This window comes from Natronosalvus amylolyticus, from assembly GCF_024298845.1.
In the GTDB taxonomy this organism is placed as follows: domain Archaea; phylum Halobacteriota; class Halobacteria; order Halobacteriales; family Natrialbaceae; genus Natronosalvus; species Natronosalvus amylolyticus.
In genome coordinates, this window is the sequence record NZ_CP101160.1 from 21,506 (window position 1) to 44,321 (window position 22,816).

Sequence of the window (22,816 nt, forward strand, 5' to 3'; positions counted from 1 at the left end):
AGCGTCTCCCTCGAGTTCACGCATCGTGTTTTCCCGTGATTGGCCCGGCCTCCGACGTCGTCTCGAATAATCCGTGGAAAAACTCGAGGTTCAGCTGTACTCTCTGTCGAATTCGGGGTCCCGACGCTCAGCGAACGCCTGTATGGCCTCGGCGTGTTCGTCGTCGTTCACACAGGCCCACTGGTACTCGATGGCGCGCTCGCAGTAGTCCTCGAACGATAGCGACGGGTCGATCAGGTCCTTGGTCATCCGGACGGCGGGTGCCGGATTCGAGAGCAGTTCTTCGGCGAGTGATTCGGCGGCTTCGATGGTATCGTCGGCGATTTCGACGGCCAGGCCCAGTTCCTCGACGTCGTCGGCGGTGATGTCACGACCGGTGAGGAGATACTCTCGAGCCTTCGATTCGCCGATCAGTTTCGGGAGGAGCCACGCGCCGCCGTCTCCCGGGACCAGCCCGACGTTCACGAAGCCCTGTCGCATGAGTACGTCCGGGGAGACGACGCGCAGGTCACAGCCAAGCGCGAAGTCACACCCGGCGCCGATAGCGGGGCCGTCGACGGCCGCAATCGTCGGCATCGGTGCGTTTCGTAACTGTCGAACGACGTTCTGTGCGGTCCAGAGAAAGCCGGCGTAGTCCTCTTTGGAACCGTCTTTCCAGTCGGGCATCGAACGGATGTCCGCGCCGGCACAGAAGGCGTCCTCGGCTCCGGTCAGGATGAGCGCGTATACGCCGTCGTCTTCGCTGGCCGCTCTGATCGCGTCGTTGAGTTCGGCCAGCGTTCGTTCGGTGAACGCGTTTTTCACTTCGGGGCGATCGATCGTAATCGTCGTGATTCCACCGTCCGTCTCGGACGTAATTTCGTCGTACGCCATCGTTACTCGAGGCACCGGTACAAGTCGCGTTCGTCTTCGAGAACTGTCCCAGGAGTGATGCAGTGCTGTGTGGTATGTGTCATCGCTATCGTGCCTACCCGGACCCACTCGCCGGTCGGTAAAAGCGTTTGTGCCGGCTCGAGGGTACTCGCCCCGGGTGGCTCACGGGCGTCCAGTACACCTATAGGCTCCGACGCCCTCGCCTCGAGTAATGTCAGTCGATCTCTCGACGCTGGACGCGGAGTTCGAAAACGTGACCGTCACCCCGAACGACGGGACCGAACACGTCACGACGGTCACCATCGACCGGCCCGAGGCGCGAAACGCGATGAACGCGCAGGTTCGAGCCGAACTCAAAACGACGTTCGACGCCATCGACGAATCCGACACGCGCGTCGTGGTCCTGACCGGGTCGGACGAGGCGAGTGCCTTCGTCGCCGGGGCCGACGTAACCGAACTGCACGAGCGGACCGCCCTCGAGCAACGCGAAGTGAGCAAACGGCCGCGCGTTTACGAATACGTCTCCGAGTGTCGCGTCCCCGTGATTGCCCGGATTAACGGACACGCCCTCGGTGGGGGCTGTGAACTGGCCATGGCGGCCGACGTTCGCGTTGCGAGCGAGCGAGCAAACCTCGGTCTGCCGGAGATTACGCTCGGGTTGTTCCCTGGCGGTGGGGGTACTCAGCGATTGCCACGGCTGGTCGGCCAGGGGAAAGCAATGCAACTCATTCTCTCCGGTGACCTGATCGACGCCGCAGAGGCCCACGAAATCGGCCTGGTGGACGAACTCGCTACTGCCGACGAACTCGACGATACCGTGGGCGAGCTCGCGGCGTCGATCGCTGCTAACAGTCCGATTGCCCTCGAGTTCGCCAAACGCGCCATCCGTGCCAGCGGCTCGATGGGGCTCGACAACGGTATCGAGTACGAAGCCGAACTGTTCGCACAGGTTCTCGCGACCGAGGACGTCGACGAAGGAATTTCGGCGTTCCTCGAGGACCGCGAACCGGAGTGGAAAGGAAAGTAGTCTCTTTCGAGACTTCCCTCGAGTGGTTGCTTTCTATCGTTTCTGAACCTGGACGAAACCAGTCGCGTCCGTTCACAGGAGAGGCCCTGAAAAAGCGATGGTGTGTCTCGTTACTCGTACTTCTCGAGGAACGCTTCTGCGGCCCCGCCGAGCAACATCTCGATTTCGTGCTCGGTAAACGTCGGTTCGACCTCCCGTTCTGGCAGTTCACGAAGCGTCTCGATCCACTCTTCTTTCGAATGGACCGGGTCGAACGCCGGGTCGTCCGTCCCGAAGAACATTCGGTCCGAGCCGACGTCGTCCATCAGCCAGCGGAGGGCTGTTGCAAACTCCTCGGGGTGGTGTTTGACCTCCGCTTGCCAGCCGCTGATATCGACGTGGAGTCCCGAGTTGACTTTGTTATCAGCGATCGCGTGGAGGTCCCGCCACCACCCAAAGGACATGTGGGCGGCGATGATGTCGAGATCCTGGAAATCCGAGAGTACTTCGTCCAGGTTCGTCGGGTGGGAGTATTTGCTATAGAGGGGGGCGAAAACCGGGCCCGTGTCGGTCAGGACAGGTTTCCCGTGGTCGCGAACGACCTCGAGGACCTCGTAGGTCTCGTCGTCGTGCAGATAGAAGCCGGCAGTGGGGTGCAATTTCAACCCGTCCATCTCCCACTCGCCGAGCGCGGTGTCGATGTGTTCGGCTGCACCCTCGCGTCGCGGGTCGATGGTCGCGAACGCAGAGATACGGTCGGGATTGTCGTTGCGAAAGTCTCTGATGGTCTCGTTGACCTCCTGAACCGGCGTCTCGGGTTCGCCTAGGGCGAGACCGAAGTCCACACCGAAAACGACCTGGTGGTCGATGTTCGCCTCCTCCATCCGCGTCAGCAATTTTTCGCCGGTCGGGTCCCAGTACGTCGGCAGGTAGCTCTCCCGAATTCGCTCCGGGTCGACCGTCTTACCGCGCTTTTCGTTCTGTCGCACGGCGATGTCGACGAACGCGTCCCAGAACGTTTCCGGGAGCCAGTCTTCGGCCCACAGGTGCGAGTGGATGTCGATAATCGGTGGCATATACCTCGAGTATTGACCGAGACGATTGAATAGCTTCCGGTGGCCTGCTTGCCGTGGGCTGTGTGATAGCCTGTCTGCTGTAAGGAATGTGACGCCGACCGCAACCTGGCGACGACGATTACCTCGAGCGTGAAAACGGACTCGAGAGCTCGTATCTCGGAAAAAGCGTGGTGTGTCGCGTTACGTTTTGTACGACCGTGGCAGGCCGAGGGAGTGCTGGCCGATGTGGTTCAGGATCATCTCCTCGGAGACGGGCCCGGTTCTGAGGTGGCGCACGACACCCCAGGCGGCAGCGACCCCCATCTCCTGAGAGGCGGACATCCCGCCGAGGGTCGTCATCGCGGCTTCACACGCGTTCCAGGCTGCTTTCCCCGCCTGGAGGTTGGCGATGTTGGCCGCTTCGCCACTACCATCGCGGCCCTGGTCTGCCAACCACGCGGCTCGCCGAATATCGTGCCGTGCAGACTCCATCTCCGCGTGGGCGTCCGCGAGTGGGTGCTGAATCGCCTGGTGGGCACCGATTGGCTCACTCCAGACTTCGCGGTCTTTGGCGTACTGGACGGCCGTGTCGAGAGCTTCTTTCCCGCCACCCCAGGCCGACACGGCGGCCGTGAGTCGCTCGGCATTGAGCATCCCGAAAATCTGGTACAGTCCCTGACCAACGTCGCCGAGCACGCATTCTTCGGGGACGCGAACGTCGCCGAGGAACAGGTCGTAGGTGGGTTCGGTGAAGTAGATGTCGAGCGGGATTTCGTTGTAACTGATGCCATCCATGTCCGGATCGAGGATGAACATCGTGACGCCTTCAGTTCGTTTCTCGACCTCGTCTCGCGGCTCCGTTCGGGCGACGAGCAACAGTTTGTCCGCGAACTCCATGCCCGATGTCCACTGCTTCTGGCCGTTGATGACCCACTCGTCACCGTCCTTTTCGGCACTGGTGGTCATGTTCGTCGCGTTGAGGCCAGCGGAGGGCTCGGTGAGTCCGAGCGCCCAGACATCCTCGCCGGCGGCGATTCCCGGCAGGTACTGCTCTTTCTGTGCTTCGGTGCCGTTTTGCATGATCGAGGTGCCACCGAAGACGGTGCTCATGGTAAACCGGAAGGTGGTCTCCCAGGCGTGGGCTTCTGCAAGGGCTTCCATCACGATGATGGTGTCCAACAGCCCCATCCCGTGGCCGCCGTACTCTTCCGGGATTGGGATGCCGAACCAGCCACCCTGGGCGAGGTCCTCGAAAATCGCTTCGGGGACGAGCTGGTCTTCGTGGATCTCCTGCCAGTAGTCCTTGTCGTAGTCCGCTGCAATCTCTTTGACGGCGGATTGCATCATCTGATGCTCCGCTGAAAGCTCGTAGTCCATCGACGTATGGATATCTGTAACGGTTGTATATAAACTTGTGAGTCGGGGGCTGTGTGGGACCGCGCACTCGAGAAAAACAGAAAACCGAGACAGACGAATTCTAGGGTTGTTGCAAGAGACCACCGTCGACCGGGAGCGTAACCCCGGTAATTCGCTTTGCGAGGTCGGATCCGAGAAAGAGGACGGCATTGGCGATATCTTCCGGGCCGCCTTTTCCGGGCATGGATTCGGAGACGGCATATCGCGAGAGTCGGTCGGCAGGTTTCTGGTCTGCAGCACGTTCGTGCATGGGTGTTTCGATGATCCCTGGCAACACTGCATTTACTCGAATGTTATCTGTAGCGTACTCGATGGCACCTACTCGAGTCATCCCGTTGACGCCGGATTTCGTCCCAGCGTAGGCCCCACGGCCGATTACGCCCGCGTCGGCCGCCACTGATGAGGTGTTGATAATGGCCCCGCCACCGTCCTCGAGCATCGCCTGGGTTCCGTATTTCATGCCGAGGAAAACACCTTTGAGATTAATCGAAACGACTCGATCGAACGCGTCTTCTTCGTAGCTATCGAACTCACAGAGCGGTCCTTCGATCCCAGCATTATTGAACAACACGTCGATACCGCCAAAGGTTTCGAGGGCCGTTAGTATCATGGATTCAACGTCAGCGGCGACCGACACATCCGTTTCGACGAACGTCGCGTCGCCACCTGCCTCCTCGATTCCCTCAACCGTTTTTTCGCCCCCTTCCCGGTCGACATCGGCGACGACGACATTGGCCCCCTGTTCGGCGTATGTCTCTGCTGTCGTACGACCGATACCCGACGCAGCGCCCGTGATAACTGCTGTCTTGCCTTTGACTAACATGCGAAAGTCTGAATCGACAGATTCGGCGGAGGAACTTATACTTGACCCGTCGACTGATCTGTGTATCACGTCGAATTGAACGTTGGCTATCGAACACACTTCTACGTGGGATTGCGGTGCTCGAGGACCCGGGTCGGTGACCGCGAAGCGTCGACTACAATCCCGAAGCGTGTTCTCCGACACGTGGAATTCGTCCGTAGCTTTCGTGGTCGACCATGTCGTAGGACCAGAACTGCTGCGCCTGAGAGTCGAGTGAAACGCTGGCGAATTTCCAGCCGTCTTCTGTTTTTACGTACTCATCGCTGTACTGGCCCTGTCGCCACTCGAATCGGCCGTCGTCGTACGCCATCAGTGCCTCGAGCGTCCATTCGCCCGTTGCCGTTTCTGCAGAGACCTCGAGAATCGGGTTGTGCAGTAGATGGCAGGAATATTCGAAAGCGGGGGCGACGTACTCTTCGATTAGCGTCAGGATTCCTTCGTGGCCGTCGAACGTACCGAGGCCCTGGTACGTACACTGGGCATCTTCGACGAACAGTTCTTTGAAGGCGTTCCACTCGCGCGTATCGATGTATCTGGCATACTGATGTCGAAGCATCTTGAGTTGCTCTCTATCGTGTAACGATTGAACGGTCGCCTCGAGATCCATGTCTGGGAGTCCCGGCGAATTGTCTTAATTCTTGTTCCGGATGGTGCATAGGCACACTCCTGTCTCCTACGCTATCTCCCACAGGTGTCCAATGACGTTCACTGGCTGTTATTGTAACCACCTGAATCTAACGAGGTCTGTAAACACACAACATTCAATACGGTATCGGCTGTTGTTTTATCGACGGAAGATCCACCTGTGAAGACACTACAGACTCTCAAACAACGGGCATCGTCCACCCTTGATGAAGGACGGGGCTTCGTGCTGTTCGCGATCTCTGTTGGCTGGTTTCTCTCGATCGGATTGATGACGATCTATCCAATTCTGTTACCCGAACTCCGCGTCGTTTACGATTTCGACCTTGCGACAGCGGGATTACTCGTTTCCGGGCTCTGGGTAATTTATGGGCTTGGTCAGTTGCCGGCTGGGATACTATCTGACCGTCTCGGCGAGGGCCGCGTAATGGTCCTTAGCACGCTGGCCGCCTGTTTTGCGGTAGCGTTTGTAGTGTACGCCCGATCGTTACCCGCACTATTTATTGGGACGATGCTCGTGGGTCTCGGAACTTCCCTGTTCGGAACGGCGCGATTTACCGCAATGAACGACATCTTTCCGGATAACGTCGGTGTAGCAAACGGCATTGCCGACGCCGCCGCAGACGGCGGTCAAGCGCTCCTTCCGGTAGCCGCGGGGTTCCTGACGGCGTGGCTCGGCTGGCAGTACGGACTCGGATTCACTATCCCATTGCTCATCCTCGCAGCGATTGTTCTCTGGATGTTTCTCCCGGCACGGACGTCTGCTGAGCCATCGACGGGCGAAATGACCTCCCTCAAAAGGTTTCGATCGATACTGGCCACGCTTACCCAACCTGCACTACTCAATGGAGCAATCGTATTTACCGCCCTGACAGCCGTTTGGATGGTGTTTATGGCTTTCTACCCGACGTATCTAATCGAAGAGAACGGGCTCACCGCCGACCAGGCAGGGTTGCTTTACGGGCTGTATTTTGGACTGGGTGTGGCAATTAAGCCGGTCACCGGCGTCTTGTACGACTCCTATGGCGTTCGCCGTCCACTGTTTACCATAATCTCGCTTTCGGCGTTTGCGCTCGTTCTTGTCCCGCTCGTAGAGGGTATCGTCCCACTCGTCCTCGTCACGGTTGCGGCGAGTTCGATCCTGGCGTACAATCCGGTCATCATCTCTCATTTAACGAACGCACTTCCAGAAGACGTTCAGGGATCGGGTCTTGGGGTCATTCGAACGATTGCGATCACTATTGGCGGTGCGAGTCCGACCGTCTTCGGAGCAGTTGCGGCTCGAGGCTTGTTCGATTACGTGTTTTTCTTGCTGGCTATGTTACTGGTGGCAATGTTGATTCCCCTGTTTCGCATTCCAGACCGGTATTGAGTCACTGGGGTGGATACACTCGAGAGCGGGTGATGGGGGCGTGAGAACGATTGACGACACGTTTATCATGGCGTACGCTGACATCACACACGATGACAGGACAAGACTCTGATGCGTACCGCGCACTCCTCGAACTTCGGGCGGCTTACGCTCGAGCTATCGATTACGGACAGTGGGAGGAGTACGCCCAACTGTTTACAACGGATACCGAAGTAGTGTATCCTCGTGAAACCCTCAACGGCCGTCAGGCGGTCTACGAGTACGGTCGTGACCGAGTTGAGTACGAGTACAGCATGCACACGGCTCAGATGCCGGAACTCGAGATAGATGGTAATACTGCCTCCGGTGAGTGGTATATGCTCGTCTTTTATATCGCGACTGATGGAACGCAGGGGCACGTTCTGGGGTCGTACACTGATGAGTATCGTCGAGTGGACGGATCGTGGAAGTTTGATCGAATGGTTGCCACCGTTGCTCACGACACCGGCGGCTATCACAAACTCTCGCCGTGAGACTGTCCAAGCACCTGCTTCATCGAGGTCCACTGAGGCGTATGTGCTATGTTATCTTACCGGTAGATTTACTACGTGAGTCTTGATACTAGTATGCTATGAGCAAAGAGATTCAACCAGAGTGGACACCCCTGGAAATCGCTACCGAATCGGGTCAACGTGACCCGTATCCCTGGTTCAAGGATATGCGTGCAAAAGGACCGATTCGGTACGACGAACGGCGTGATGCGTTCGACGTCTTCGAGTACGATCTGGTGACTGAGGTACTCACTGACTGGAAGCGATTTACGAGGCGGAACACGTCGTTTATCGACGGAGCGATGATGAGCCGTGGCCCGCCAGAACATACAGAACTGCGAGGAATGGCTGATGAGTATTTTATGCCGGGCGAAATTCGAACGTTTTCCGATGCGTTCGAAACGCAGGCTGAACAGCTGTTGGACGAAACATTGCCTCCATCCGGAACGACGGAACTTGAGTTCGTCGACGCTATCGCAAAACCGCTCCCCATTATGATCATCGCAAACATGCTCGGGGTCCCGACTGAGAAGATGGACACGTTCCGTGAGTGGTCGACTACGCTCGCCGAAGCGCCACCGGAACTCACTCCTGAAGCGAAAGAAAAAACGGAGGCTCGCCGTAACCGTGCCCTCGAGCAAATTAACGAGTTTTTCCGAATCGAGATCGAAAAGCGAGAAGCGGAACCCCGTGACGACCTCATTACGAAGTTCGTCAGAAAAGAACAGGAATCGGATACGATCGACCGAGAGAACACGGTCGCACAGTGTGGTATGTTGCTGGTTGCTGGTAACGTGACGACGACGACGTACATGGCTAACGCGATGTGGACGTTCCTCGAGGAAGATTGCATCGAGCCACTACGCCAGGGGGAAATGCCACTCCGGGAGTCGTTACAGGAGGTTCTTCGGTACCGATCGCCGGTGATGCCAGGAAAACGGTTCGCAACGGAAGATACTCAACTTGCTGGCGTCGACATTCACGAAGGTGCGAAGGTAATCGGCTGGATTAGTTCGGCTAACCGTGACGAAGAAGCCTTCGAAAACCCGGACTCGTTCGACCCTACCCAGACCTACCACAAACAGCCCGTCGCGTTCGGTAAGGGCATTCATTACTGTCTGGGCGCGCCCCTCGCAAATATGGAAGCCGAAATTATGCTCTCGAAGTTCCTCGAGCGGGTCGATACGATCGAACTGTGTGCCGACGAGATTACGCCGTTCATCAGTCCCGAAATCTACGGTCCGGTCGAACTTCCGATCCGCGTCACCGTTTCCTGAACAGGGCGGTCGGCATGCCTACCGATGGATCATTGGGTCTCGTCGGTCCGGTGTACGCCGTTGTACGATCACTCGTAAGGGGGACGATGACTCCCGCTTTTGGCGGATGGAATTCGTGTAATTGATTACCGCTGCTCGAGCAGAGGGTTTCGAAAACGGTCCCCTCTCAGAACAACTGATCGCGGAGGTCTGATGCAGCGTTCTGACACGCTTCTTCTGCGGAGACGTTCCCTTGGAGGGCTTCCTGAAAGTGACCGGGAATGGTACCGTAGAGGTACGCGGGTAACTGTGGATGGGCTGTTGGACCGAAATCTGATTCCTGGGCCATCGTGATCTGGGTTGCAAAGGCGTTGTCTGTTCTATCCGGCAAGAGCTCCCAGACGTCCTCTCGGACGGGCATTAATCCATAATCCTCGAACAGTCTTAGCTGGACCTCCTCTGAGAGCATCATCTTGATGTATTCCATCGCACCCTGTTGGCGCTGCTCCCAGTCGTCTTCGTCGGCGTCTTCGGGAGGGCGGGTAATACCGTAGGTCATCGTGGTGAACCTTCCTCGTTGATTTTCAGGTCCACTCCAGGCAGGTGCCCACATGATCGACCCGTCGTCGAGCAAGTCGGGTGCGGATTCGATCAGCATTGGCAAATTCTGTGTGTCGATCTGGCTCATACTGATTTCTCCACTTGCGAGTTGGGGCACGACTTCTTCGTCAGCCGACGCGGGTGTTCCCGGATTAGAGAGCCCATATTCCTGGAATACGTCAACGTAGTTGCCAAGATTTTCGACCCAGACGTCGTTATCGATAATGGTATCGGTCACGTCCTCGTTCAGGAAGAGGCCATTTGCACCACCGTCTGCGAGCGTCCATTGAATCAGCACGTCGGTTATGTCGAGGACGTCACCGTGAATCTGGTATCCGTACGTTCCTGGTCCGTCTTCTTGGAGCGTCGTCGCAACATCGATGAGTTCGTCGTAGTTTGTTGGTGGGAAATCTTCCTCAGGATCCAGGCCGGCCGCTTCGAAGTGGTCGGTTCTCGCGATAAATGGCGAGAACATATTGAAACCGTAGGGGATTTCGAAGAGTACATCGTCACCGAAATCTCGGTACTGGTGTCGGACCGTATCGAGAATCCAGTCGATGTTGTCGACGATTTCGTCGGGGAACTCATCGAGGTATTCTTCGGCTGGATACACCCAGTCTCCCTGGACGAAGGTCCCACCAAACTGGGAGACTGAATCGTACAACACCGGATAATCGCCTCGTTGAAATGCTTCCGCCCACGTCGGCGCGACAATATTCCCGTACCCCTCCCAGCTGATTTCCACCGAGGCTCCGGTCCGCGATTCGAACGATGCGTGTAATCGTTCGGCTGCACGTCTGGCCGCTGCTGACTGTGAAAACTGGGCGTTCCAGTACTCGAATTCCACACCGCTCAAATCGACATCGATGTCCGGTTCTGGGTCGTCACCGTTGCCGTTGCCGTTGGTATCACCATTTCCGGCGGCTGTATCGTCACCATCATCGTCAGAGTCGCCTGTACATCCTGCGAGCCCAACGGCACCCAGACCGGCACCTGTTACTTTCAGTACGTTCCGTCGATTCAGCGTATGCTTGTGCCTCTCTGGCATACATCGACAAGGGGTAACATACATGATTAATTTTGGGGTTTATTACACGAAAACTCTTGAGGATTGATCGAATTGAGCGTCGTTGTTAGCGTAATAGCGAAACAAATGAGCCACACCGCCTGTCGATAGCCGACTTTGGAGACACTGTGCGTGTTCGTTCGATACCGACATATCCGGATAATCGACGGGATTTGTGGACAAAAACCCGGTCAGAAGACGTTATCTCTGATCTCTGCAGCCGCAGTCTCACATGCTTCCTGAGCCGTCATGTTCCCCTGTAAGGCCTCCTGGAAGTACGGAACGCTCCAGGAATACATGATGCCGGTTATCTGCGGATGGGCGCTCCAGGCGTAACTCGAGCCTTCAGCCATCGCAATCATCGATTCGAACAATCGGTCGTTCCGTTCCGGAAGGAGTTCCCAGACGTCTTGTCTGACGGGAAGGAGCCCGTAATCTTCGAACATTCGCAACTGAACTTCCTCCGATAACATGAGTGCGATAAATTCGATAGCTGCCTGCTGTTTTTTGGCATATTCGTCTTCGTCCACTCCCTCAGGCGGCCGGGTCACGCCGAGCGTAAAGGGCAGTTGAATACCGCGCTCACCTGCATCACCCTCCCACGAGGGGGCCCACCGGATCGTTCCTTCGTCCATGAGCGAGCCGCCCTGTTCCATCAACGTCGGCTGGTTTAGAAAGTCGATCTGACTCATCGCGACGTCTTCGCCGATCATTTGTGGAACGACTTCTTCGTCGGAAGCCGCAGGTGTACCTGGATTCGAGAGTTCGTGTTCGCGGAAGATATCGACGTAGTCTTGGAAGGTTTCGACCCAGACGTCGTTGTCGATATTGGTGTCTGTCATATCCTGGTTGAGCAAGAGCCCATCTTCTCCGGCCCTGGCTACTGTCCAGCAGGGAACAATCGAGGTTGACACATCCAGTGGGTCCCCGTGAATTTGGAATCCATACGAGGCCGGTCCATCGTTCTGTAGCGCGGATGCCGTTTCGATCAGTTCGTCGTAGTTCGACGGTGGAAAATCGTCTTCAGGATTGAGACCGGCTTGCTCGAAGTGGTCCATACGGCCGATGAACGGAATCTCTGCCGAAAATCCAAACGGAATCTCGAACAGCGTGTCGTCAGCCAGACCTCGATACTGATGACGCATCGAGTCGAGTAACCAGTCGATGTTGGAGACGATTTCATCCGGTAGTTCATCGAGGTATTCTTCGGCAGGATATATCCAGTCGCCCTGCACGAAGGTCCCACCAAACTGGGAGACGGAATCGTATAACACCGGATAATCGCCGCGTTGGAAGGCTTCTGGCCATGCCGCGCCAATTACGTTCCCGTAGCCTTCCCAACTAACGTCAATCGTCGCTCCCGTTTGTGATTCGAACGCGTTCGTTAGCCGTTCTGACGCCCGTCTGGCCGCTCGAGATTGGACATTTATCGCGTTCCAATAGGTAAAATCGACACCTGTGAGGTCGACTTCGATTTCGGGCTCGCTGTCGTCTCCGTTCGTTCCGTTCCCGCCAACATCGTCTCCGTTACCGTTATCATCATCATCATCAGAATCTCCGCCAATGCACCCTGCCAGGGTGGCAGTGGTGAGACCGAAACCCGTCGTTTTGAGTACGTTTCGTCGATTCAATTCCGGTTGGTACTGGTTAGACATACCTCATTTGGTAAGTGCCGACATACCATATCAATGTTAGGCATATATACAAACTATATTCGTATTCATAATTACACATTGGCCAGATTTATCGGGGATCACAGCCAAATCGGCAAAAGGTATAATAGGTGTGCGGTATCACGTCGCCTATGGACGTTAGCAATGAGCAAACCGTCTCGGTTACTTCCGATGGTAGTGCGGACGCTCCCAAATCGGACACGGGTCGGGTCCACATCAGGGATTTACGAAAAACGTTTGGCGAGATCGTGGCCTGTGAAGATATCTCGCTGACTATCGATGACGACGAGTTCGTCGTCCTCGTTGGACCATCAGGTTGTGGGAAAACGACCACACTTCGCTCAATCGCCGGACTCGAGATTCCCGATAGCGGTGAAATCAGTATTTCCGGAAAGGAAGTAACCTACGAGAAACCCAAGGACCGGGATATCGCGTTTGTGTTTCAAGATATTATTCTGTATCCCCACATGAGTGTCCGGAAAAACATTCGCTTTGGTCTCGACATGAAAACAGATATGCCCAAAGATGAAAAGAACGAGATGGTCGAAGAGGTCGCTTCGATGCTCGGTATCGGTGACTATCTCGACCGGAAGCCCACTGCGCTTTCGGGTGGACAACAACAGCGCGTCAGCCTTGGGCGCGCAATGGTCATGGAGCCGGATGTATTCTTGCTAGACGAGCCGTTTTCGGCCCTCGATGCAAATCTTCGTGATACGCTCCGCGTGGAGGTCAAAAAGTTACAGCGAACCTTACAGACCCCGATGATTTTCGTGACCCACGACCAGGAGGAAGCGATGACGCTTGGGGATTCGATCGTCGTCATGAACGACGGGCACATTCAGCAGATTGGGACGCCACACGAGATTTACAATGAACCTGAGAACCTGTTCGTCGCAACGTTCATCGGGTCTCCTTCGGTAAATCTCTTCGAGTGCGTTGTCGAACCGGATGCAGGTCTCGTCAACGATGTGTTTACTATCCCGCATACGGCTGTCCATCTGGAGAGTCTTGCTGTCGATGCAGGGGACGCAGTGACACTGGGAATCCGTCCCGAACATCTCCAGCTTGACGCTGAGGAGACGTTGTTCGAAGCCACACTCGAGGTAGTCGAACCTCACGGTGAACGCGACGTCATCCATATGCGGGCAAACGACACTGATATCACCGCAGTGACGCCACAGCGTCAGATCGATCGGGAAAGAGACCGACTCTCGGTGACGTTCGACCCCGATGAACTCTGGCTATTCGATGCTTCGGGTGACCGCCTTCTTTGAAATATGATCTCCACGCAACCACTTTTTACGATCGCTGCAAACGTCCGGTGGACGGAGCCGTTACCTGGAGGTAAATGAGTACCAATGTCGATACAGACAAAAACAGTGACGCGAACGAACCAATTTTTTGAGCACGCTATCACACAAATTAAAGAAAACCGATTTGCGTATGCGCTGGTCCTGCCGACGATTCTGTTCTTGGTGTTGCTCCTGTGGGTTCCGTTCCTTCGCGGAATCTGGATCAGTTTTCACGAATGGGTGTTTCTCGAGGATCCGCGATGGGTTGGGTTAGATAATTACCGTCACTTGTTCACCTGGGACCTGTTTTACATCTCGGTGCGTGCCACGATTATCTACTCCCTTGCAACGGTGATCCAGTTAGGGATGGCGCTCGGCCTCGCATTACTTGTAGCCAACCTGAACCGGTTTCAGGGTCTCTTGAGTGCTATCTACCTGATTCCGTATACGATGCCGCCGGTGGTTACGGGCACGATGTGGCTCTATCTACTCGACCCTTCTATCGGTCCGTTCTTTCAGTATCTGATCGAACGTGGGATCATTTCTGAGGCTATTTACTGGACTGTCAGTGGAGATTCTGCTTTAGTCGTTATAACACTCGTCGCATCGTGGACGTTCTGGCCGTTCATGTTCCTGTTTATCCTCGCCAGCCGTATGGGTATCCCAGACGAACATTACGAGACGGCTCGAGTGTACGGTGCTAATAGAGTGCAGATGTTCTGGCGGGTAACGTTTCCACAGATCAAGAGCGCGATCCTCGTCGCCATCATTATTCGCTTCGTCTGGAATCTGGCCAAGATCTCACAACCGTTGCAACTGACTGGCGGTGGGCCGAGTTTCGAAACCTCGGTCCTCGCTATATTGTTGTATCGACAGGCGTGGGAAAACGCGGCGTTCGGGGTCGGCTATGCTGTCGGTATCGTCCTGCTCGTCTTCACGTTGGTGGCAATTATTCCGTTCATCTACAAATTCGAACAAATGCGAGGTGATTTCTAATGGATCGTGGGGCGCTCAAACGGATGGATGCAAGCGACGTGGTCTTCAAAACGATCCAGTATGTCGTCCTCGTTGTGAGTCTCCTTGTCGTCGTGGTGCCGATACTCTACGTCATTTCGGTATCTTTCCGCCCGCAATCTGAAGTGTACACGGCTACCTTCCAGTGGCTCCCACAGGAACCGACGATACAACCGTGGGTAGACGCCTATGATATGCTGTCAGAGGAGCTATTCAATAGTTTCCTCATAGCGACGGGAACTGCGGTCCTTTCGCTGCTAATCACTATCCCCGGCGCGTACGTCTTCGGTCGGATGGATTTCCCCGGCAAACAGCCTCTGTTCTATGGGATTGTGTTGGCGTTGTTGTTCCCATACATTTTGCTGATTATTCCCATTGCCGATATTTGGGCGACGCTCGGTCTCTACAATACGCTCCCTGGCATGTGGCTCGCGTACCAGGTGTTCGTGACCCCCTTCGCGCTCTGGATCCTTCGGGACTTCTTCGAGGAACTCCCGGAAAACCTCGAGGAGTCAGCACAGGTCTATGGCTGTACACAGTTCGGTGCGTTTCTTAGAGTCGTGTTGCCGCTTTCGATGCCGGCTATCGCGGCCGTTGGATTCCTGGCGTTTCTCACCGGCTGGAACGACTTTCTGTTCTCTAACATGCTGACCACTGGTACGGGCCCACGGCCCGCCGTCGTCCAGTTGTTCCTCTCGACTGGTGCCGGCGGCACCCTCGAGTGGCCGATATTCATGGCTCAGACGCTGATAATCGGCCTGCCGCCAGCGGTCCTCTACCTCATCGCGAACAAACAGCTCTCATCAGCGTTCAACGTGTAGCTTTCCGTTTCGTCGCACTCGATTACAGGAGTGCCCGTCCTGAGGACCTCTCTGTGGCTAATTCGGGGCTTGCTACTATTGCAGTCTCAGAAGATAACTTGGGCGTCTATTCCAGGAAGGCTGTCCGCTGTCGTGAACCTATACCTGCCGTACTCGAGTCGAGTCGTCGACGTCCCACTCCTCGAGGTCGTCGCGGACGATCTTTCCGGTCGTCGACCGTGGCAACTGATCGGGAGTCACGACGTCCAGGAAGTGAGGGAGCTTGTAGCGAGCGACCTGCTCGTCGAGCATGTCCATCAGTTCGTCAGTGTCGATTTCGTCGGGGTGGTGACTACCGACGATGGCACGGGGTACTTCACCCCACTTTTCGTCCGTCACGCGGACGACGGTGGCCTCTTCGACGAGTTCGTGCTCGAGCAGCACCTGTTCGATTTCGGCCGGGTAGATGTTCTCGCCGCCGGATTTGATGAGGTACTTGCGGCGGTTGATGAAGCTGTAGGTACCGTCGTCGTTGTGCTCGAAGATGTCGCCGGTGCGGAACCAGCCGTCGTTGAAGTCCTCGGCGTTGGCTTCCGGATTTTTGAGGTAACCGCTACAAATCGTTGGGCCTCTGGTTGCGAGTTCACCACGTTCTTTCACTTCGTTCCAGTCTTCGTCGATGAGTTTCATATCCACGAAGGAGGATTCGACCTTGGCAAGCTCCTCACGCCCCGGACGGACACCTTTGGGGATGTCGTTACCGGCACTCAGCACGTTGCCATTTTCCGTGGCTCCGTAGGAGTTCTTGAACGGCATGTCGAAGGTTTCGGTGATTCGCTCGACCTTTTTCGGGTCGACGAGGTCGACCAGCGCCCCGATGTTTCGAACCGGCCGGAAGGAATCCACGTCGACGTCGTGCTCGTCGATGTACTGGAGTAGCCGTTCGACGACGCCGGGGAGCAAGACGAGCCAGCCGATGCCGCCGCCATCTTCCTGAAGGATTTCGATGGTGCGTTCGGTATCGAAACCGTCGACCGGATAGTAGGTGCCGCCGACGGTTGCTATCGCGGGTAACCAGTCCGCAGAGACGATGTGGAACAGGGGTGGCCAGGCGAGCTGGCAGTCACCTTTCTGGATATCGAAGTCGATGATGTAGGTGTACCCGCGAGCGAGCCACGCCCGGTGGCTGATGACGACTCCCTTTGGAAGTCCCGTCGTCCCGGACGTGTAGAGAACGACCAGGCCCTGTTCGGGGTCGATGTGACGGTCGGGCAGCGGTTCGTCCGGACTCCCATCGTTGATAAGCGATTCGTAGGTGATGTCGCCGTCGTCCCCGTCGAGGGTAACGATCTCGGGGTCCGATTCCGCGTCGGCTTCGATCCAGCCGGCTTTCTCCCGGAACCGTTCGGAGACGACGAGCACGTCCGGTTCGACGAGATCGACGCAGTGAAGCAGTTCTTCGCGCTCGAGTCGCCAGTTCAGACCCGGGACCAGACAGCCGGTTTTCGCGCCAGCATACATCACCTCGATCACCTCGCCACGATTTTCGGCGAGGAACGCGATAGTCCCGTTTTCAGGTTCACAGTAGCGCTCGAGCAGCGAGTTACTCAGTCGGTTGACCCGGTCGTCGAGTTCGCCGTAGGTTACGTCACGGTTCGGTTCGGAGACCGCGACGTTGTCGGCGTATTTTCGCGCGGCCTTCCGGAGGAGGTCACCCACGTTAAAGCGCCCACTCTCGGAGACGAACGATTCCTGCTCGTCGATACCGAGTTCGAAATTGAACTCCATCGTATGGCACTATCTTGCATGAAGGATTATATAGATGCTCGGTTGCGTGCCGTCAAAATTGAAACTGGTTGCCACCTTCCATTCTTCACCAGGTACGAACGTCGTCCTGGTCGTCACCATCGCCATCTCCAGTCGATACGTCGGATTGGTGCTTCGCCAGTGGTCCGGGTAACTCGACTCCGAGGTCCGTCGCGAGTGACGTGAGCGCGTCTCGAATGTGCACCTCGAGGTGTACGCCCTTCTCCTGTGCCTGTCGTCCACGGCGGGTGGCCCCTTCACCCGGTAACCGTACGTCATCGTCACTCTCATGAAGGTGGGTAATCACGGCCTCGAGTCGCCGTTCGAACTCGACTCTCGGTCCGAATCGGGTCGGGTCGACGAACACGAACGTCGCGGCGTTGGAAAACCAGTCAGGCTCCGTTTCACCGACCACCGAACCGCCGGCCATCGCCCCAAGCGCCTCGGCGATGACGGCGAGGCCGTAACCCTTGTGTCCGGTTTCACGTCCGCCGAGTGGCAACAGTGCTCCGTCGCCCTCGAGAAACGCTCCGGCGGAGTCGACTGGTGTTCCGTCTTCGGTCGTCGTCCAGGCAGCCTTCAGGTCCACGCCGGTTCGTGCGGCATCGCGGATGACGCTTCCGGAGACCTGACTCGTCGCGAAGTCGACGACGATGTCGAAGTCAGCAGCGCCGAACGTCGGCACGCCGAACGCGACGGGGTTTGTCGAGAGTGCTCGGGAGTGCCCCCCGTAGGGGGCGACGTTCTTTGCACCGCCACCGGTGTTCGAGAAGATGATCGAACAGAGTCCGTGATCGGCGGCGCGTTCGGCCCACTCGCCCAGTCGGCCGAGGTGACACCCGTTTCGAACGCCGACGACTGACACACCCGACTCGAGGGCTGCGTCGACTCCGACGGCCGTCGCTTCGCGACCCACGACTTGCCCGAAGGCGTCGTGTCCATCGACGCAGGCGGTCGAACCGTCCCGTTGAACAGACGGCGTGGCTGCCGCCTCGATTGCCCCGTCTTCGATCATGGCAGCGTACAACGGTAACAGGCCCACGCCGTGTGTGCCGCCGGTCCGCGCGTCCGATCGAGTGAGCGACTGTGCGACAATCGTTGCCGTCGATTCGGGTGTACCGAGGGCCTCGAGCACTCGCGTGGCGGCGGTTTCGACCGTCGCTGTTTCGACGTACATCTCCATCCTTAGTCGCTCACTGCGCGAAGCGCTTCGCCAGCAGCCTCGAGCGTTTCCGCGATGTGCTCGTCTGTGAGACTCGCGTTCAAGAGGTTCGCTCTGGGGAACTTCGGCACCATCATGACGCCGTGGTCGACCATCTCCCAGCGGTACGCCTGGAACCGGTCGCTGTCGTGGTCGAGCAGGTCTCGGTACTGGTAGATTGGGTCCTCACTGAAATACGTCCCGAAGACGCCGCCGTAAGCGTGGACTCGAGCGGTCACGCCAGCGTCTTCGATGTGGTCCTCGAGACCGGACACGAGTTGTTCGCGGTGTTTATCGAACGTTTCGTGGACGTTCCGTGCCTCGAGTTGGCGAATCGTCTCGACGACGGCCGCCATCGAACCGGTGTGGGCGTTGTAGGTGCCGGCGAAGTAGACGCCACCGCCTCGCTCGCCGGTGGTAAACTGGTTCATGAACTCCTCGCGGCCACAGAGCAACGACGCTGGGTAGCCGTTGGCGACGGCTTTGGCCATGGTCGTCAGGTCGGGAGTGACGCCCTCGAGCGCTTGAACACCGCCCATGGCGTGTCTGAAGCCGGTGATAATCTCGTCGAAGATGAGGACGATGCCGTGCTCGTCACAGATGTCACGGAGACCCTGCAGATAGCCCTCACGGGGTGGAACACAGCCCATGTCGTGAGCTACCGGTTCGAGGATGATACCAGCAATTTCGTCTTCATGAGCCGAGACAGCCTCGGAGACGGCCTCGAGGTCGTTGAACGGGAGGACGATGGTTTCTTCGACCGCGGAGTCGAGGATACCGGTCGAGATGACGTCTCTGGTGTCGAGGTTTTCGGGTTTCGAGATGTAGTTCATCGCGACGGGGTCGTACCACCCGTGGTAGTGGCCCTGGAACTTGATAATCTTCGACCGACCGGTGTGCGCTCTTGCACAGCGAATCGCGTGCGTGACGACTTCTGACCCCGTCGTCCCGAATTGGACGAGTTCGGCGCTGGGGACGTGTTCGACCACTAACTCGGCTGCTTCGACCTCGAGTTCGCTCGTGCTCATACCGACGATATCTCGTTGCTCGAGAGCCGAACACACGGCCCGATTGACGTCCTCGTCACAGTGTCCGAGGATGACCGGCCCCCAGCCATTGAGATAATCGATGTAGCGGTTGCCGTCGGCGTCGAACAGTTCCGCTCCGGCGGCTTTCTCGAAACAGACCGGTTCGCCGTCTCGAGTCTGCATCAGTTGCGTCCTCGAGGTCGAATTGATCCCGCCTGGGGTCGACGCCCGTGCGCGCTCGACCAGTGTGGCCGAACGACTCGCGTGGCTGTCTGGGTCGTCCATACACCAACACGGCGAAGTGAGCGCTTAATTCTTGTGCCGCGGTATCATGCCACAAAAGCTCGTGGGTCGACCTACTCGTCTGAGACGCGGACGGTGGCGGTTCCATCGACGGCAACGGTGCCATCCTCGCGGGTCAACTCGAGGGTGAAGGTGACGGCTTCGGGTGCCCCGTCCGTCTCGCCTGCTCGGACTGAATCGACGGTTGCACTCGCGGTGACGGTATCGCCTTCGAACACCATCGCGTGAAACCGGGTGTCGAAGGACTCGAGGGCCGTCGGGGAGGCCGCTGGCTGGAGCGCACACTGGAGCAGGTACGAGAGGTTGAACGGCCCCTGATTGAGGAGTCGCGGATAGCCCATCTCCTCGGCCGTTCGTTCGTCGAAATGTGGTGGGTACGGGTCCTGTAGCAGTGCTGCACCGAGTTTCATATCCGACCCTTGGAGGTCCTCGACGGTAACCGGGGGCAGTTCGTCCCCGGGTTCGAGACTCGAGAGCTCCATCAGGCACCCTCCATGAGAATCATGTCGGCTTCCATATCGTAGATCGGTTCCTCGTCCGGCGTTCGAACGTTGTAGGCGTGGGTGACGATGGTCAGCCCACCGCTCGACCCCTCTTTCCGTTCGACGTTGGCGATGTGCCCTTCGACGTGGACGGTCTGTCCGACCTCGAGTGGGCCGTGGAAGGTTGCCCGAAGCTGACCGAGTGCAGCGCCACTGGTCCAGTCATCGGAGAGTCTGCCCATCGTCGATTCGATGCCCCCAGTGGCTTCGAAGGCGATGTGTTGACAGAGCGTATGGGGAACGAGTTGTCCGTTTTCGCCCGCCTCTATCGCATCGTCGTCGTATCTGAACGCGTCGGTGTCGTTTCTGGTGGCATCCGCCCAGAGAAACGCCTTCCAGCGTTCGACGGTGTATTCGCCGGAGGGAAGCTCGGTCCCCTCCAGTTCCGTAGGATCCATAACGGCTAGTCGTTGCGCCGAATACGCTATAAAGATACGTGTCTCCAGAACGATGCCTGTCCGTCGTCGACCGAGTACTCGCTCGCTCGAAGCAAAAGAACGCTATTGGAGTCCTCAGTACTCCGTCAAGCATTGACGTGTAAGCCGAACCCGGCAACCGCTATCGGTCCAGTTTACACGTTCAGGCTTGACGAACCACTCAGGGAGGACGAAACGAATGCAATTGTAGTCTTCGAGGGATTTAAAGGAATTCTTGTAACTGTTTATCGGCCAGCGACGAACCGGGATGGTCGCTGACCGGGAAGGCACGACAACGAACCCTGTCAGACCGAACGGCTAAGTGGGTTCCTGCGGAGATGCAGACGATGGCGTATAATTTCGACCTCGGGGTGGCAGACCCCGAATCGTTCGTCGAGCAATCGAGCCGGTTTTCAATCGGCGATCAACTTCGAAAAACCGCTCGAATGTATCCCGACCGGCGAGCGGTCGTCGACCTCGAGCGTGACCGAACGGTGCGATACGCGACACTTGATGAGCGCGTGGACAAACTCGCTTCGGGCCTGCTCGAGCACGGTCTCGAGCCGAACGAGTCGACCGTTGCCGTCCTCGCCGAAAATCGGGGGGAAACGGTCGAAGTCGCCCATGCCTGTGCGCGGACCGGCACGCTGATCGCGACGCTCAACTGGCGGCTCGAGCGCGAGGAACTTGTTCACTGTATCGACCTCGCGGACCCGGATTTCCTCGTGGTCTCAGACCGGTTCGAGGATCGGCTTGATTGGGTCGATGCCGACGCCGAATCGGATCCAATTACGGTCGGGTACGATGGGGGTGAGGAGGCAGATCTAGACTTCGTCTCAGTTCGTGACGGGGGTGATCCGTCCGACCCTCGCCTCGACATCACCGTCGGGGCTGAACAGGGGTTTGCGATCATCAACACCTCCGGGACCACCGGGTTACCAAAGGGTGCTGTCGTCAGCCACCGAGCGGAGATGGCCCGGGCGATTCAGGTCATCCTCGACTACGAACTCGAGCGGGGGGACAACTACCCCGCCTGGGGTCCCATGTTCCACATGGCTGGTCTCGACTGGATCGTCGTGACGGCCGTCCTCTGTGGCACGTACTATCCGATCGATGGCTTCGAACCGGCGTCAATCGTCGACGCGATTCGTGATTCCTCTCGCCCGATCAGTTGGCTCTTTCTCGTTCCCGGGGTGCTCGAACGCATGTGGGCCTACATCGAGGACGAGGGAGTCGATCCGACCACCTTTCCGCCGATTCGGACGATGGGTTCGCTCCCCGATATGATCGAACCGGCTCGCATCGAGCGGATAACGGACCTGTTCGACGCGCCGTTTCAGAACACCTACGGTTCGACGGAAGTTGGCCACAGCGCCTCAGGAAGCAAACTTCCAGTTGGAGAATCTCCCACCGAGGCGTCACTGTCGAAAGTCGAGAGTCCGTTCGGGAACGTGAGACTTGTCGATGAGAACATGGCTCCAGCGACCGACGACCACGGCGAGATGATCGTGAGCGGACCCGCGCTGTTCAGCGGCTACGTCGATAACCCCGATGCAAACGAGGAGGTGTTCGTTGACGGCTGGTACCGGACCGGCGACATCTTCGAACGACACGAGGACGGCACCTACAGCTACCTCAACCGACGCAAGTACCTCATCAAACCAGGCGGCGAAAACGTCTACCCGGCGGAACTCGAGGGAATACTCATCGAACACGAGGCCGTCGAGGAGGTAGTCGTCGTCCGCGCGGACGATCCGCAGTGGGGTGAGGTTCCTCGAGCCGTTATTGGAACGACTGAAACCGATGACCCCGAGGGTCTCAGGGAAGCACTCTACGACCGACTCGAGGCCCAACTGGCAGGCTACAAACTACCGAAGTACCTCGAGTTCGTCGAACCGGAGCAGTTCCCGCGCTCGACGACGGGGAAAATCGTCCGCACCGACGTCGAGGAGTGGGAGCGGGGCCAACCGATCGAGAAGTGAAAATACCGTTCATCGTTGCTATTTTGTCGTCGCCAGATAGTACTCGATCCACTTGAGCCACAGAGTGAGCTACAATGTAGT

At 57.4% G+C, this 22,816-nt stretch carries 20 protein-coding genes; 8 read left to right on the top strand and 12 right to left on the bottom strand.

The annotated features are described in order from the left end of the window. Nucleotides 1-90: 90 nt before the first annotated feature. Nucleotides 91-873, bottom strand: a complete 783-nt coding sequence (locus NLK60_RS17945; protein WP_254810959.1) for an enoyl-CoA hydratase/isomerase family protein — start codon at nucleotides 871-873, stop codon at nucleotides 91-93. 211 nt (nucleotides 874-1,084) lie between these two features. Between NLK60_RS17945 and NLK60_RS17950 the strand changes: the two genes are divergently transcribed. Continuing rightward, nucleotides 1,085-1,900, top strand: a complete 816-nt coding sequence (locus tag NLK60_RS17950; protein ID WP_254810960.1) for an enoyl-CoA hydratase/isomerase family protein — start codon at nucleotides 1,085-1,087, stop codon at nucleotides 1,898-1,900. 110 nt (nucleotides 1,901-2,010) lie between these two features. Here NLK60_RS17950 and NLK60_RS17955 read toward each other — a convergent pair whose 3' ends face one another. From NLK60_RS17955 to NLK60_RS17970, 4 genes are all read right to left on the bottom strand, one after another. After that, nucleotides 2,011-2,955: an amidohydrolase family protein gene (locus NLK60_RS17955; RefSeq protein ID WP_254810961.1), complete on the bottom strand. Its 945-nt coding sequence runs from the start codon at nucleotides 2,953-2,955 to the stop codon at nucleotides 2,011-2,013. A 180-nt stretch (nucleotides 2,956-3,135) separates the two neighbouring features. Further along, entirely contained in the window at nucleotides 3,136-4,311 is a 1,176-nt protein-coding gene (locus NLK60_RS17960; protein ID WP_254810962.1) for an acyl-CoA dehydrogenase family protein, read from the bottom strand. 100 nt (nucleotides 4,312-4,411) lie between these two features. Further along, on the bottom strand, nucleotides 4,412-5,173 hold the full coding sequence (locus NLK60_RS17965) for an SDR family NAD(P)-dependent oxidoreductase (RefSeq protein ID WP_254810963.1): 762 nt from the start codon (nucleotides 5,171-5,173) through the stop codon (nucleotides 4,412-4,414). A gap of 154 nt (nucleotides 5,174-5,327) precedes the next feature. After that, nucleotides 5,328-5,819 carry a nuclear transport factor 2 family protein gene (locus NLK60_RS17970; RefSeq protein ID WP_254810964.1) on the bottom strand — a complete coding sequence of 164 codons (492 nt, stop codon included), beginning with the start codon at nucleotides 5,817-5,819 and terminating at the stop codon, nucleotides 5,328-5,330. Nucleotides 5,820-6,080: 261 nt separating this feature from the next. Between NLK60_RS17970 and NLK60_RS17975 the strand changes: the two genes are divergently transcribed. From NLK60_RS17975 to NLK60_RS17985, 3 genes are all read left to right on the top strand, one after another. After that, nucleotides 6,081-7,226, top strand: a complete 1,146-nt coding sequence (locus NLK60_RS17975) for an MFS transporter (protein ID WP_254810965.1) — start codon at nucleotides 6,081-6,083, stop codon at nucleotides 7,224-7,226. Nucleotides 7,227-7,318: 92 nt separating this feature from the next. Next, nucleotides 7,319-7,738 carry a nuclear transport factor 2 family protein gene (locus tag NLK60_RS17980; protein ID WP_254810966.1) on the top strand — a complete coding sequence of 140 codons (420 nt, stop codon included), beginning with the start codon at nucleotides 7,319-7,321 and terminating at the stop codon, nucleotides 7,736-7,738. 98 nt (nucleotides 7,739-7,836) lie between these two features. Then, nucleotides 7,837-9,033 carry a cytochrome P450 gene (locus NLK60_RS17985; protein ID WP_254810967.1) on the top strand — a complete coding sequence of 399 codons (1,197 nt, stop codon included), beginning with the start codon at nucleotides 7,837-7,839 and terminating at the stop codon, nucleotides 9,031-9,033. Between the two features lie 166 nt (nucleotides 9,034-9,199). Here the strand turns inward: NLK60_RS17985 and NLK60_RS17990 are convergent, their stop codons facing one another. Both NLK60_RS17990 and NLK60_RS17995 read right to left on the bottom strand, forming a co-directional pair. Beyond that, nucleotides 9,200-10,660 (bottom strand): ABC transporter substrate-binding protein, encoded by a 1,461-nt coding sequence (locus NLK60_RS17990; RefSeq protein ID WP_254810968.1) that lies wholly within the window; start codon nucleotides 10,658-10,660, stop codon nucleotides 9,200-9,202. 209 nt (nucleotides 10,661-10,869) lie between these two features. Then, nucleotides 10,870-12,333 carry an ABC transporter substrate-binding protein gene (locus tag NLK60_RS17995; protein WP_254810969.1) on the bottom strand — a complete coding sequence of 488 codons (1,464 nt, stop codon included), beginning with the start codon at nucleotides 12,331-12,333 and terminating at the stop codon, nucleotides 10,870-10,872. A 149-nt stretch (nucleotides 12,334-12,482) separates the two neighbouring features. Between NLK60_RS17995 and NLK60_RS18000 the strand changes: the two genes are divergently transcribed. From NLK60_RS18000 to NLK60_RS18010, 3 genes are all read left to right on the top strand, one after another. Beyond that, on the top strand, nucleotides 12,483-13,625 hold the full coding sequence (locus NLK60_RS18000; protein WP_254810970.1) for an ABC transporter ATP-binding protein: 1,143 nt from the start codon (nucleotides 12,483-12,485) through the stop codon (nucleotides 13,623-13,625). 84 nt (nucleotides 13,626-13,709) lie between these two features. Beyond that, nucleotides 13,710-14,639 carry a carbohydrate ABC transporter permease gene (locus NLK60_RS18005; RefSeq protein ID WP_254810971.1) on the top strand — a complete coding sequence of 310 codons (930 nt, stop codon included), beginning with the start codon at nucleotides 13,710-13,712 and terminating at the stop codon, nucleotides 14,637-14,639. After that, a complete protein-coding gene (locus tag NLK60_RS18010; protein ID WP_254810972.1) occupies nucleotides 14,639-15,478 on the top strand; it encodes a carbohydrate ABC transporter permease in 840 nt (279 codons plus the stop codon). Before NLK60_RS18005 ends, NLK60_RS18010 begins: the two co-directional genes overlap by 1 nt. Before the next feature lie 138 nt (nucleotides 15,479-15,616). Here the strand turns inward: NLK60_RS18010 and NLK60_RS18015 are convergent, their stop codons facing one another. The 5 genes from NLK60_RS18015 to NLK60_RS18035 form a co-directional block, all read right to left on the bottom strand. Next, nucleotides 15,617-17,245 carry a class I adenylate-forming enzyme family protein gene (locus tag NLK60_RS18015; RefSeq protein WP_254810973.1) on the bottom strand — a complete coding sequence of 543 codons (1,629 nt, stop codon included), beginning with the start codon at nucleotides 17,243-17,245 and terminating at the stop codon, nucleotides 15,617-15,619. Nucleotides 17,246-17,330: 85 nt separating this feature from the next. Further along, nucleotides 17,331-18,440, bottom strand: a complete 1,110-nt coding sequence (locus tag NLK60_RS18020) for an Ldh family oxidoreductase (RefSeq protein WP_254810974.1) — start codon at nucleotides 18,438-18,440, stop codon at nucleotides 17,331-17,333. An 8-nt stretch (nucleotides 18,441-18,448) separates the two neighbouring features. Then, nucleotides 18,449-19,777, bottom strand: coding sequence for an aspartate aminotransferase family protein (locus NLK60_RS18025; protein WP_254810975.1), 1,329 nt, complete (start codon nucleotides 19,775-19,777; stop codon nucleotides 18,449-18,451). A 71-nt stretch (nucleotides 19,778-19,848) separates the two neighbouring features. Beyond that, nucleotides 19,849-20,277: a MaoC family dehydratase gene (locus NLK60_RS18030; RefSeq protein WP_254810976.1), complete on the bottom strand. Its 429-nt coding sequence runs from the start codon at nucleotides 20,275-20,277 to the stop codon at nucleotides 19,849-19,851. Continuing rightward, a complete protein-coding gene (locus NLK60_RS18035; protein WP_254810977.1) occupies nucleotides 20,277-20,735 on the bottom strand; it encodes a MaoC family dehydratase in 459 nt (152 codons plus the stop codon). Before NLK60_RS18035 ends, NLK60_RS18030 begins: the two co-directional genes overlap by 1 nt. A gap of 365 nt (nucleotides 20,736-21,100) precedes the next feature. Here NLK60_RS18035 and NLK60_RS18040 point away from each other — a divergent pair, with 365 nt between their 5' ends. Then, entirely contained in the window at nucleotides 21,101-22,735 is a 1,635-nt protein-coding gene (locus NLK60_RS18040; protein WP_254810978.1) for a class I adenylate-forming enzyme family protein, read from the top strand. The last annotated feature ends 81 nt before the right edge of the window (nucleotides 22,736-22,816 follow it).